This window comes from Williamsia serinedens (assembly GCF_024171725.1).
In the GTDB taxonomy this organism is placed as follows: domain Bacteria; phylum Actinomycetota; class Actinomycetes; order Mycobacteriales; family Mycobacteriaceae; genus Williamsia_A; species Williamsia_A serinedens.
Map to the genome: position 1 here is coordinate 295,859 of NZ_JAMTCG010000007.1, position 10,026 is coordinate 305,884.

Annotated in this window: 19 protein-coding genes; 5 read left to right on the plus strand and 14 right to left on the minus strand. The window is 66.8% G+C overall.

Annotated features, from left to right (window positions below):
* Positions 1 to 67: 67 nt before the first annotated feature.
* From LX12_RS19420 to LX12_RS19470, 13 genes are all read right to left on the minus strand, one after another.
* A complete protein-coding gene (locus LX12_RS19420; protein WP_253656240.1) occupies positions 68 to 265 on the minus strand; it encodes a hypothetical protein in 198 nt (65 codons plus the stop codon).
* Entirely contained in the window at positions 262 to 597 is a 336-nt protein-coding gene (locus tag LX12_RS19425; RefSeq protein WP_253656241.1) for a hypothetical protein, read from the minus strand. The genes LX12_RS19420 and LX12_RS19425 overlap by 4 nt, the downstream gene beginning before the upstream one ends.
* Positions 594 to 1,214 (minus strand): hypothetical protein, encoded by a 621-nt coding sequence (locus LX12_RS19430; protein WP_253656242.1) that lies wholly within the window; start codon positions 1,212 to 1,214, stop codon positions 594 to 596. The genes LX12_RS19425 and LX12_RS19430 overlap by 4 nt, the downstream gene beginning before the upstream one ends.
* On the minus strand, positions 1,211 to 1,789 hold the full coding sequence (locus tag LX12_RS19435) for a hypothetical protein (protein ID WP_253656243.1): 579 nt from the start codon (positions 1,787 to 1,789) through the stop codon (positions 1,211 to 1,213). Before LX12_RS19435 ends, LX12_RS19430 begins: the two co-directional genes overlap by 4 nt.
* Positions 1,786 to 2,613: a lambda exonuclease family protein gene (locus LX12_RS19440; RefSeq protein ID WP_253656244.1), complete on the minus strand. Its 828-nt coding sequence runs from the start codon at positions 2,611 to 2,613 to the stop codon at positions 1,786 to 1,788. The genes LX12_RS19435 and LX12_RS19440 overlap by 4 nt, the downstream gene beginning before the upstream one ends.
* Positions 2,610 to 2,741: a hypothetical protein gene (locus LX12_RS22070; RefSeq protein ID WP_301284823.1), complete on the minus strand. Its 132-nt coding sequence runs from the start codon at positions 2,739 to 2,741 to the stop codon at positions 2,610 to 2,612. Before LX12_RS22070 ends, LX12_RS19440 begins: the two co-directional genes overlap by 4 nt.
* On the minus strand, positions 2,738 to 3,085 hold the full coding sequence (locus LX12_RS19445) for a hypothetical protein (RefSeq protein ID WP_253656245.1): 348 nt from the start codon (positions 3,083 to 3,085) through the stop codon (positions 2,738 to 2,740). The genes LX12_RS22070 and LX12_RS19445 overlap by 4 nt, the downstream gene beginning before the upstream one ends.
* Positions 3,082 to 3,501, minus strand: coding sequence for a WhiB family transcriptional regulator (locus LX12_RS19450; RefSeq protein ID WP_253656246.1), 420 nt, complete (start codon positions 3,499 to 3,501; stop codon positions 3,082 to 3,084). Before LX12_RS19450 ends, LX12_RS19445 begins: the two co-directional genes overlap by 4 nt.
* Positions 3,498 to 3,632 (minus strand): hypothetical protein, encoded by a 135-nt coding sequence (locus LX12_RS22075; RefSeq protein WP_301284824.1) that lies wholly within the window; start codon positions 3,630 to 3,632, stop codon positions 3,498 to 3,500. Before LX12_RS22075 ends, LX12_RS19450 begins: the two co-directional genes overlap by 4 nt.
* Positions 3,629 to 3,814 carry a hypothetical protein gene (locus LX12_RS19455; protein ID WP_253656247.1) on the minus strand — a complete coding sequence of 62 codons (186 nt, stop codon included), beginning with the start codon at positions 3,812 to 3,814 and terminating at the stop codon, positions 3,629 to 3,631. Before LX12_RS19455 ends, LX12_RS22075 begins: the two co-directional genes overlap by 4 nt.
* A 368-nt stretch (positions 3,815 to 4,182) precedes the next feature.
* Positions 4,183 to 4,434 carry a hypothetical protein gene (locus LX12_RS19460; RefSeq protein WP_253656248.1) on the minus strand — a complete coding sequence of 84 codons (252 nt, stop codon included), beginning with the start codon at positions 4,432 to 4,434 and terminating at the stop codon, positions 4,183 to 4,185.
* On the minus strand, positions 4,431 to 5,090 hold the full coding sequence (locus LX12_RS19465; RefSeq protein ID WP_253656249.1) for a phage antirepressor KilAC domain-containing protein: 660 nt from the start codon (positions 5,088 to 5,090) through the stop codon (positions 4,431 to 4,433). The genes LX12_RS19460 and LX12_RS19465 overlap by 4 nt, the downstream gene beginning before the upstream one ends.
* A gap of 174 nt (positions 5,091 to 5,264) precedes the next feature.
* Entirely contained in the window at positions 5,265 to 5,522 is a 258-nt protein-coding gene (locus LX12_RS19470) for a helix-turn-helix transcriptional regulator (protein WP_253656250.1), read from the minus strand.
* Between the two features lie 271 nt (positions 5,523 to 5,793).
* Here LX12_RS19470 and LX12_RS19475 point away from each other — a divergent pair, with 271 nt between their 5' ends.
* The 5 genes from LX12_RS19475 (at position 5,794) to LX12_RS19495 (ending at position 8,726) form a co-directional block, all read left to right on the plus strand.
* Positions 5,794 to 6,375 (plus strand): hypothetical protein, encoded by a 582-nt coding sequence (locus LX12_RS19475; RefSeq protein ID WP_253656251.1) that lies wholly within the window; start codon positions 5,794 to 5,796, stop codon positions 6,373 to 6,375.
* Between the two features lie 109 nt (positions 6,376 to 6,484).
* The gene (locus tag LX12_RS19480; RefSeq protein WP_253656252.1) at positions 6,485 to 7,267 is read left to right on the plus strand and encodes a hypothetical protein; all 783 of its coding nucleotides are present in this window, start codon (positions 6,485 to 6,487) and stop codon (positions 7,265 to 7,267) included.
* Between the two features lie 384 nt (positions 7,268 to 7,651).
* A complete protein-coding gene (locus LX12_RS19485) occupies positions 7,652 to 8,068 on the plus strand; it encodes a hypothetical protein (RefSeq protein WP_253656253.1) in 417 nt (138 codons plus the stop codon).
* Positions 8,065 to 8,295, plus strand: a complete 231-nt coding sequence (locus tag LX12_RS19490; RefSeq protein ID WP_253656254.1) for a DUF3263 domain-containing protein — start codon at positions 8,065 to 8,067, stop codon at positions 8,293 to 8,295. Before LX12_RS19485 ends, LX12_RS19490 begins: the two co-directional genes overlap by 4 nt.
* 8 nt (positions 8,296 to 8,303) lie before the next feature.
* Complete coding sequence (locus LX12_RS19495; RefSeq protein ID WP_253656255.1) at positions 8,304 to 8,726, plus strand: hypothetical protein; 423 nt, start codon at positions 8,304 to 8,306, stop codon at positions 8,724 to 8,726.
* Here the strand turns inward: LX12_RS19495 and LX12_RS19500 are convergent.
* Complete coding sequence (locus tag LX12_RS19500; protein ID WP_253656256.1) at positions 8,723 to 9,832, minus strand: tyrosine-type recombinase/integrase; 1,110 nt, start codon at positions 9,830 to 9,832, stop codon at positions 8,723 to 8,725. The genes LX12_RS19495 and LX12_RS19500 overlap by 4 nt on opposite strands.
* Positions 9,833 to 10,026: the final 194 nt, after the last annotated feature.

The following is a 10,026-nucleotide window of genomic DNA, read 5'->3' on the forward strand; positions in this document are numbered from 1 at the left end:
GCACCAGTCGACGCCCCAAGGCACCTTGATCGGCTCGATCGGTTCTCCGCAGTGCTTGCACCGTGTGTCACCCACGACGATCACCACCCTCAGCGACAGCGGCGAGCCACCACGACGACACCATCCGCACGGCCCCGTCGGGCAGGGTGTCGTCGACCGCAGACCCGCCCACGCTCCCGAGCAGCCACCATCCGCCGGCCGGGTTGGTGACGTACACCTCCCAGCCGTCACCGTCACGGACCTGGAACACCTCAGGGGCGGTCATTGGGTGGCCTCAGCGACACGGGCAGCAGCGAAGAGATGTGCTGCAAGCTCTCTGGCCTCAACGGGGTCAACGACGGACACATCGACTTCGACCAGCCCACCTTCGAGGACGTCGACGTTGTGCCGCTCGCCATCCCAGCTGTAACTCTCGCCGTTCGGCTCCGGCAGTTCCAACACTGCGTGTGTCTCCGACAGGACAGCGAGGACGTGAGCGGCGTGGGCCTCCAGCACGGATGCCTTCACATCGTCGTAGCGGACGCCCCACCCACAGGTGCAGAACCACAGCTTTGAGTGCCACTGGTGCGCCGCGATGATCTGTGCTGCGTCGGTCATCGGTTGACTCCTGCCATTCGGTACGCCTCGTCGCGCGCGATCTCGACGTAGGTGCGGGTGTCGCCGGCGGGTCGCTCGACGCCGTACGCGGTGTGCCTGCCGCCCGGCCCGTAGGCCCACATCGCCTGCAGCACAGCGCCTGCGTCGAGCCACTCGGGCCGCGGCACCTGGGCGCGGCCGGTGACCGTGACCGCGATCTGTCGGCCGCCGTTGCGGACGTCGCAGTTCGGGATCGGGTCGTCGTCGATGCTGATCTCGCGGACAGGGATGTCGAGGTCGCCCAGGCCGATCCGCCCCGCGATGCCGTGGCGCATCGACGTGCCCCAGGCGTACGGGCTGGCGACGAGCACGAGCCCGCGCAGGTTCGGCAGCCACCGGTAGCGCGCGGCCTCGGCGAGCACGCAGCAGCCGAGGGAGTAGCCAACGCCGACCCACGGGCCGAGTGCGTCCAGTCGGACCGCCTCGGCGACGCCGGCGTCGACGGACTGCCGGAACGTCCGGACTCCTATCGGGCGGATCTCGGCGAGGTACTCGAGCTCGACGCCGCGGATGAGCGAGAGCATGTTCGCGGCCCGGTCCTCACCGGTGCCGCGCACCCTGACGATGCGGGCCGTCATGCCGCGTCCTGCGGCGGCGTCAGCTCATCGATGCGCGCCTGGATGACAGCGCACGCCGCTCTCGCGCGGTCAGTGTCGACGGCCTGCATCCGGGTCAGTGCGCCCTGGAGCGCGTCGACCTTCTCGTGCTTGGCCGCCCACTGCTCAACGGCGTCGTAGTCGGGCTCGGGGTTGGCGAGGGGCTCGACGACGAACGGCGAACGCTTGCCGCGCGTCACAGTGAGCGGGATGACCAGCCGCTTGTCGATGTGCGACATCGCCGAGATGCGGATCCCGCCGACCTTCTCGCGGCCGAAGGTGATCTCGGGGTCGCGGTAGATCATGAGGCGGCGGCCCTTGTAGTCCTCGGCCTTGGTTCCCCACGCACTGATGAGGACGCGGATCATGCTCTTGCCGGGGCGGTATGGGCGGCCGTCTCCGAACTCGGCGGTGACGAGCTCAACGGGCTGCTCACTGTTGCCGCGGCGGACATCGGTGATGGTGACGGTGCGCGGGCCGGACATGAGGTCGTCGGCGTTGAGCTGGTCGCTGCGGGGTGCGGCGGCCCGGGTGAGGTCGTCTTCGGTGATGTTCATGAGAACTGGATCTCCTGCTCGAGGATGCGCTCGGTGAGCGGGTAGCCCATGGCGTCGACGACGTCCGTGTAGCGCGAGACGATGTCTCGAATGCGGTTCTCGGCGAGCCGGATCGCTTCGACGATGACCCTCTGCCAGACGCGATCGGGGTACACGCGGGTGGTCAACATGTGGGTGCCGCCGGCGTAGGACACGTAGTCGATCCACTCGCGACCCGAGACGAGCAGACCCGTCTGAAGTTGGGCGTAGTTCTCGGCCGGCACCTCACCCGTGAGCACGGTCTCTAGCTGCTTCTTGGGTCTGCGGCTCTTGATCTCGATGAGCCCGTCGTCGCCGACAAGGCCGTCGGGCGAGTAGCCGAGCGTGAAGCCCCACTTGTCCTCGGTCATGAAGCCGACCTGGTCGACGGTGACCCCGTGGTGCTCGGCGTACTTGTCCCGGGCCCGCGGTTCGTCTTCGACGCCGCGCCACATGTCGTCGGTCATGCGGGTCGGGTAGCTGAACCCGTAGATTCGCTCGGCGGCGAGGGTGAGGGCGAGGCCTTGCGCGACGTCGCCAGTGGCCGGTTCGAGCACGACAGCCGCTGTCTCACGGGCCAACTCGGCGCGCTCGGCGTGCATTGTCTTCAGCTCACTGCCGGCCTTGACTTTGCTGATGCAAGGCGTGCCCCTTGCGGCACCACATGCGGGGCAGTCGTACTCGCGGGCAGTCAGTTCACGCTCGGTGATGAGCTGCCCGACGACGCTGGCGGTGACCAGTCCGAGGCGTTGCTCGAGCCATTCGTCCGAGCCCTGGATCAGCTCGGGGTGGGTCGTGAGTGTCATCTGTCTCTCCAGAGTTCGCGCTCGTATCGGTCTTCTTCGTCGTCGGGGCCGCCCCACTTGTCGCGTAGTCGGTCCTCGACGCGGTGCTCGTACAGCTCGTCGGCCAGATCCCAATCGAGCTCGCTCACGACGCCCTCCTGACCTCGCGCATGAACCGGGCCCACTCGGCGGTCTGCGCTCGCGTCCACTTGTGGTCCGGGAACCGATGGGCCACTGCGTGCTTGCTGATGCCGACGGTTCGCGCTGCCTCAGCGCAGGAGCACCCTCCGGCCATAAGCTTCTCGACTCGTTCCCACACGGCTTCGGAGATCAGCTCTGGTCTGCGTTGCGCGACACCGATCGCCACCCGGTCGCGAACCACCGTGCGCTCGGCAACCCCGATCGCCGCGGCAATCCGTGATGCCGAGTAGCCGTGGCGGGTGAGACGCCGGACTTCCCCGCGGCGCCACTCAATTCGCTCGAGATCGATCACGATGCCCGCCTCCGTGATTGCGACTTCTGCACCATCGCTCTACGGCATTCGTCGCAGACCTTCTCCTTGCGCCTCATGTGCCGCTGGTAGGCGGCGTAGGTGCCGCAGGGCTGCAGTTCGCTCTGGGCGGCCGGTGGCACATAGTCGATGCCGGCGGCTTCAGCGATGCGCTGGAACTTGCGTTCGCTCCTGACGCCGAGCACTTCACCAGCTCGGATGCCGCCGTTGGGACGCGTCCTCACCGTGTCGATCCGGCACTCCTGCAGCACGGGACAGGTCGCGCACAGCCTCAGCTGGGTGCGGTGGTCCTTCGAGCGCTTCGACTCTTCGGCGTCGAACTCCTGCCACTGACCGACGCACGCGCCGCGGGTCTTCCAGTTCTCGGGCCGCGGGAGGGAGAACACGGGATCGCTCATCGCCGCGCCACCTCCGCGATGACCTGGAGGCCGCCCAGGTACGCGATGACCACGATCGCGACGAACGTGATGACGACGGACAGGGCGATGACGCCCAGCAGGCGGGCAAACTCCTTCGCGACGGTCCTCATGCCGCACCCCGTTTCATGCTGTCGGCGAGGTCGGCGCAGTCGATGATCGCCTGACCGATCCGGCGGGCGACATCTGCGGACAACAACTCGACGCGCGGCGACGGCACGAACTGCACGACCTGCTGGCCAGACACTTCAACCACACACACGTCGACCAAACGGTCGGCTGCCGAGGCGCTCACGCCACTCCCCCGTCCATCCGCGCGCGGTAGGCCCGACCCTCAGCGCATCTTCTGCAGCGCGGACGTCGGCACTTCTCGCCGCCGCACAGCTTCTTCTGCGCGACCAGCCCCTCGAGGACGCGGTCCAACGACTTCGCGGCGATCACTTCTCACCGCCCGGGATGTACGCCGACGCCCAGGTCAGCGCGAGGAACATGAGACCGAAGACGGTCAAGATGAGGTCCATCAGTGTCCAATCGTGTTGTTGTGGTTGAGGTCCGGTGATGACCCCCGCCCCGACGTGGGGACGGGGCGGGGGTCGTGCCCGGGATGCCGTGTCTCGGGCGCTCCAGCCGCCGACGCCGATCCCCGGGCGTCGGCGGGGAGAGTCATGCGGTGCGGCGCAGGCGCGAACGGGGCGAGAGGCCCGACGGCGCAGGAGCATCCAGGTCGCGGGCCGGGACGTGCAGCCGCTCCACCATCCGGCGCTTGTCGTCCTCGGTGAACCGCCACTCCTGGCCTTTCTTGTGGCCCAAGCCGTGGAAGACGCCACCCTCCTGTAGCTGTGAGCGGATGTAGCGCGGGGTGAAGCCGGCGCCCCACTCCTCCGCTAGCTCGTGGACGGTCTGGAACGTGCTCATGCGGTCCTCCCGGTCAGCAGTCCGACGAGACGGTCGGCGCCCTTCGCGGTGATGCGGACCTGCGGGGTGCGCAGGTGCGTTGCTCCGGTCTCGGGATCCACCCACGAGCCCTGCGGCTTCTCACTCACCCACCCGCGTTCCTTCGCGTATTGGGTGGCGCGCCACTTGTTCTTGCCGTCGCGGAACGTCCACTTGTTCTCGTCGAGGTAGTCGAAGAGGCGGCGCTCACCGATAACTGCGCCCGCCCGCTGGATGACGCCGGCGGTCTCGCTGACCGACCAGTCGCCCTCGGCGGCCAGGAACCGGTCGTAGCGCTCGGCCTTGGGCTTGAGTTCGCGGATCGCGACGTCGGCCTCGAGCACGGCTCGTGCGAGCAGCTCCTCGCGGGTCATCTCGACCGGGCGAGCGATCTCCGCTTCACGGGTCTTGACCGCGAAGTAGGACTGCGCTGCGGCCACCTCGGTCTTGCGCGGGTCTCCGTTCATCGCCACGAGGTAGGCGGCGAAGCGCGTCAGCAGGTAGTCGGTGCGCGGCCGGCCGCCCGACTTCTCACGGTTGACCGTGAAAAGGGTCCGGACGTTGAAGCCCTGGTTGTGGGCCGCCACCTTCGCGCGCTCAACGACGGGCTCGAAGTGCTGCCAAGTCGGGTAGCCCATCTGCACCATCAGCCAGCGGGCCGACCAGTGGTCTTCGCCGCCCTGAGCGCACGGAACGCGACCGGCGTCGAACGGCGACACGTCCGTCCGGGCTGGCCCGTTAGTATCGGTGTGCATTCGAGGTTTCCTCTCGGGTGCTGGGCCGCCCGGTGTTCGCGCACCGAGGCGGCATTTTCATGCAGCTACTGGCTTCTTACGCTTGACGTCGGACATGTCACTGGTTGACACCCGGACCTCGAAAAGCACCTCGAGCGGCACGTGGAGAGCCTCCGCGATGCGCTCGGCCAGCTGCGGCGTGCAGCTTGCGCGGCGGCCGGCAAGCAGGTGCGAGATGAAGCCTTTCGAGCAGTCCGCGTATCGCGCGAGCCGCCCGAGCGAAAAGTCGTACTGAGCCATCAGCGCCCGCAGCGTGTCTGGGCTTCGCAAACGCATCCATGTCCCCTTCGGCCATCGCCGTCTTGCTGTCCTCACACTGTCCCCTAGTAGCCGTCTACGTGTCAAGCAGTACGGGCCAATCATGGGTCTACTGGTAGACGGTTGTCAAGAAATAACAGCCGTGTTTTTCCGCTGACCACTGACTATTCGCGGCCCGACCAGGGTTTTTCTAGTAGCCAACTAGCGGTAGTTTCAGCCCGTGATGCTGGTAGACGGTAAGGACTGACGCGTGGTTGCTCGCAGCGGTCATCGCGCCGAGGGTTCTCCTGTGCCCACGATCCGAGACCTCATCCGCGAAGCACTCGCGGCTGGGAAGTCCGTTCGAGACCTGGAGGCCGACTCCGGCTACCAGGTCAAGTTCCAGACTTTCCAGGAGCTGTCGAACAGTGCGCCGAAGCAGTTCCCGAAGAAGCTCGAGACGATCGACGGGATGGCGCGTGCCCTGCACGCCACCGAGTCCGCCATCGTCCTGGCCTACGCAAGCGGTCTGGGAATCCCGGTCACCAGCCGGTCAGACTTCGCGCTTCGACTACCTGCCGGCGTCGACGATCTCGACGAGCCCATGAAGAAGGCTCTGATCTCCGTGGTGCGCGCAGCACTCACAACAGGAGAAGCAGATGCAGTGGATCCGACCACGCCGCAGGGAGCACAGGGCGAGGCGGACGAAGGCCAGAAGACCAAGCGGAGCCCGTTCATCGCGCCGCGGATCGCCGAGCCGGCCGCCGCCGACGACACGCAGTCCGACTACGACCTCGCGCAGCGGCGCCAGGCGGGCAAGTCGCGTGGACAACGGCTACGTGAGCAGCAGGACGCTGACGCGGAGAGCCCTGGCGGCCCCGGGTCGGAGTGAACAAGTTCCAACACGGTGCAAATCGGGCGGATCTCGAGGCTGAATGCCGTAAACATGTACATCTGCGCGCTGACGAGGGTCGGCCACTGCTGGCGGGGGTTTCGGGAGGGTGATCGCGAGAGCGAAGCTGGTGGCTGGGATCGCGGCACGCATCCTCGTCGCCATCTCGGGCGCAGCGTTTGTGGTTGTTCAGGCCATGCGAGACGTCGACGCGTTCAAGAAGCACACCTGGATCCTTGTCGTGCTAGCCGTGGTAGTCGGCGGTTCCGCAGCTTGGCAAAACGCACGAGGGGCCTTCCGTCGCATCCGAGCGGAGGAGCGAGCCGGGAAAGAGAAGCGGCGCCAGAAGTCGCTGGTCGCGGCGTTAGCGGAGATCTCGGAAGAGGTAGCTGGGGTCTCTTTCGCTCAGCTCGGGGCCAGCGTGTTCGTGGCCAAGAAGCGTTGGAGGCATGCCGGTCGGCTGGTCTTCGTGCACGAGGAGCAGTTGCGACGAGTCGAGCGATTCCGTGTCACAGACGTCCCCCAGCCGTCGATGGTCGCGTGGGTTGCGGGGAAGGGCGTGATTGGGAAGGTTCTGCGAACCCGAACGACAGAGCACAAGCACTGGGCTCCGATCGCGAAGATGTGTAAGAACGGTCCTCTGTCAGAGGCGCAGTTTCAAGCACTGAGCGCGGACGATCGAAGCAACTTCACCTACAACGAGTTCGTCGGCATCGCCTCCAAATACGCCGAAGTCTTGGCCGTCCCGATAATGTCGGACACTGGCGGCAAACTAGTCGGCGTACTGTCGCTCGACCGCAAGTACGAGGGTGACAGTAGGAAGTTGCTCAAGGGTGACGCTGTGAAGGGTATCGCTGAGGCGACTGCAGTGGCGTTGCGTGCGGACCTGTGAGGGGCCGCTGAGGGACAACCCGATGGGGGTCGGGCGTCGGTAACGTGGGTTTCGGGGGTTAGGAAACAGACTGACATGACCACGACACAGAGGCGACGGCAGAAGTCGCGACAGGAACGAGAAAAGGTCCAGGCACAGCTGGCTTACATCGCACGGCTTCGCGCGATGGAGCCGGACGCGACGATGTCGAAGCGCCTAGACGAGATGGAAGAGCAGATTCGGACTCAATCGGATCAGCACCCGACAGCTGTCTGACACTCGCACTGCACAAGCGGCCGGCGCCCTCTACGGGGCGTCGGCCGCTCTCGTTCGCCCCTCAATCACATCCGTGTAATTCCTGGTCAGCGCGGTTTTTGTCGGACCCCCGCTCTAACGTCCGACAGCATGATGTACCACCCGTGGCGAGACGCGAGGGATCGGAAGCACCTGACAATCCGCTTCCGCGAGGTTGGCGACTGCGAGCGCGGCCAGCTGATCGGCGACACGGTTGACGTCGACTCCCGGCAGCTGCAGGCCGAGCGTCGCTGCACGATCGCCCACGAGCTCGTGCACGACGAGCGCCGCGTGTTCCCGGACGACGCATCGCTCCGGGCTCGCGAGGAGCGAACGGTAGAGCGCATCGCGGCGCGGCGGCTGATCGAGCTCGGGAAGCTCGTCGAGGTGCTGCGGTGGACGCGTCACACCGACGAGATCGCCGACGAGCTGTGGGTCGACGTGCCGATGCTTGTCGCCCTGGTGCAGTCACTCAGCGACGAGGAACGGCTGTGGATCGACGGACAGCTGGGAGGCGAGGCGGCATGACCGACGACGACAAGCAGCTGCTCGAGTTCGCGGGTCGGTGGTGGCGCAACGCCGGCGCCGCTGAGAGCGCGGTGCAGCGCGAGCTAGGCCTCTCCCCCGTGCGCTACTACCAGCGGTTGAACCGGCTGCTGGACGAAGGTGCGGCGGTAGAGTTCGACCCGATCCTGACAAATCGGTTGCTCCGCATTCGGTCGGAGCGGGAGTCACGTCGAAGGGGCGCGCACTAATGGGCCAAATGGGAGACAACTTCCGCGAGAACACGGCGTCGATGCGCCGGGCGCTCGGCAAACCGGGCGCGGTCGCGTTCATCCTCGCGGTCGACTTCCTCCTGGCCGCCGGCATCGTCGCGATCTACCCCGTCACCTACCAGGGCGTGGACTGCGGCTCGTGGGCAGCCAGTCAAGATGACTCGGCGAAGTCCGCTGACGCTCAACAAGATCTGCGCATCTCGCAGGACCAGCTGGGCGCCGCGTTGCGAGGCGACAGCTTCTCGCTGCAGGCGACCGACTCGACCGACGCCGTCGAAGGATGCAACGACGCGCGCGGCGGCATGGCGACGCCCGTGACGATCCTCGTGGTGCTCGCGGTAGTCAGCCTCGTGGTCGGCATCCTCCGGCGCTACCAGCCGCCCAGCCGCGGCGAGCCCGCGACCGACTAGTCGAGCATCGCGCTGACCGCGGCCGCCGCCTGCTCGTGGCTCGCGCGGTCGACGTGGCCGTACACGCCGATCGTCGTGGTGATGGACTCGTGCCCCAGGTGCGCCTGCACGACGTGGATCGGGACGCCCGCCTTCAGCATCCAGCTCGCGCACGTGTGGCGCAGGTCGTGCGGTGTCGCGCGTAGTCCAGCTGCCTTCACCGCGTTCTTCCACGCCGTGTGCCGGAACTTCGGATAGGTGACGCGGCCGCCGCGGTCCGGGTCGACGAACAGCAGGTCGTCGGCGGGCCTGTCGAGGTCCAGTTCGGCGATCAGCGTCGCCGGGACGTTGATGTCGCGGCGTCCCGCCTTCGACTTCGGGTACGACATCTTCGGCTCCGCGGTGCCGGTGAACTTCCACGCCCGCCTGATTCGGACGAGCCCGCTGTCGGGGTCGACGTCGCCCACTCGCAGCGCGGTCGCCTCACCGAAGCGCATGCCTGTCCCGACGAGCCAGCGCACCAGCGGCTTCCACCCGTCGGGCACGGACGACAGGACCGTGGCGAACTGCGTCTTGGTGAGGAACACCGGCTCACGTTCGGAGTCTTTGCGTGGCAGCCGCGTCCGGTCGCACGGATTGCTGGGGATCCTGCCCTCGCGTACCGCCCTCCCCATCACCGCGGACAGGAAGCCGTGCTTATTGGCGATCGTCTTGCCGGAGAACTCCTCAGCCAGGTCCGCGAGCCACGCGGCGACGACTGTGTCGGTGACAGTCTCGAGCGGCAGGGCTCCCATGTCGGCGAGGTCGCGGTCTCGGTACCGCTCGTAGGTGACGATCGTGCCGCGCTCGATACCCGTCAACGCCGCGAGGTGGTCGTCGATCGCGTTGCGCAGGGTGTACTGCTTCTCCCCCGCGACGCCAACGCCCTCGATCAGCTTCGCCTGGTCCGGGCCGTAGCGCTCGATGTTCAGACGGAACCGCTCGGCCGACTCCGGCGACAGGAACGTCGCGGTCTTCTGCTTGCCGTGCTCCCGCCAGCGAACGCGCCAGGAACGACTGCCGTCGGTGTTGTCGCGGGAGTGGATCGACGCCTTCACGGCGCCCACCAGCACACGCGCGGTGCGCATCTGGTGACGCCGGATGGGAGACGCATACCGTCAGCCTAGCTGGAGTGTTACCCGAAAGTGTTACCTTCCGATGCTCCGTGACGCTGACCTGCGTCTATCGGTGCGCGCAGAGGGATTTGAACCCTCCGAATTCAGCACGTTTCCGCAGGTCACGACACATAGCGGTGTGCGATCGTGACAGGTGGCGTACGCGC

Excerpts from the sequence above, each read along its gene's own strand:
- LX12_RS19420 (WP_253656240.1), bottom strand. The coding sequence starts at position 265 with ATGACCGCCCCTGAGGTGTTCCAGGTCCGTGACGGTGACGGCTGGGAG.
- LX12_RS19425 (WP_253656241.1), bottom strand. The coding sequence starts at position 597 with ATGACCGACGCAGCACAGATCATCGCGGCGCACCAGTGGCACTCAAAG.
- LX12_RS19430 (WP_253656242.1), bottom strand. The coding sequence starts at position 1,214 with ATGACGGCCCGCATCGTCAGGGTGCGCGGCACCGGTGAGGACCGGGCC.
- LX12_RS19435 (WP_253656243.1), bottom strand. The coding sequence starts at position 1,789 with ATGAACATCACCGAAGACGACCTCACCCGGGCCGCCGCACCCCGCAGC.
- LX12_RS19440 (WP_253656244.1), bottom strand. The coding sequence starts at position 2,613 with ATGACACTCACGACCCACCCCGAGCTGATCCAGGGCTCGGACGAATGG.
- LX12_RS19450 (WP_253656246.1), bottom strand. The coding sequence starts at position 3,501 with ATGAGCGATCCCGTGTTCTCCCTCCCGCGGCCCGAGAACTGGAAGACC.
- LX12_RS22075 (WP_301284824.1), bottom strand. The coding sequence starts at position 3,632 with ATGAGGACCGTCGCGAAGGAGTTTGCCCGCCTGCTGGGCGTCATCGCC.
- LX12_RS19460 (WP_253656248.1), bottom strand. The coding sequence starts at position 4,434 with ATGAGCACGTTCCAGACCGTCCACGAGCTAGCGGAGGAGTGGGGCGCC.
- LX12_RS19465 (WP_253656249.1), bottom strand. The coding sequence starts at position 5,090 with ATGGGCTACCCGACTTGGCAGCACTTCGAGCCCGTCGTTGAGCGCGCG.
- LX12_RS19470 (WP_253656250.1), bottom strand. The coding sequence starts at position 5,522 with ATGCGTTTGCGAAGCCCAGACACGCTGCGGGCGCTGATGGCTCAGTAC.
- LX12_RS19485 (WP_253656253.1), top strand. The coding sequence starts at position 7,652 with ATGATGTACCACCCGTGGCGAGACGCGAGGGATCGGAAGCACCTGACA.
- LX12_RS19490 (WP_253656254.1), top strand. The coding sequence starts at position 8,065 with ATGACCGACGACGACAAGCAGCTGCTCGAGTTCGCGGGTCGGTGGTGG.
- LX12_RS19495 (WP_253656255.1), top strand. The coding sequence starts at position 8,304 with ATGGGAGACAACTTCCGCGAGAACACGGCGTCGATGCGCCGGGCGCTC.
- LX12_RS19500 (WP_253656256.1), bottom strand. The coding sequence starts at position 9,832 with ATGCGCACCGCGCGTGTGCTGGTGGGCGCCGTGAAGGCGTCGATCCAC.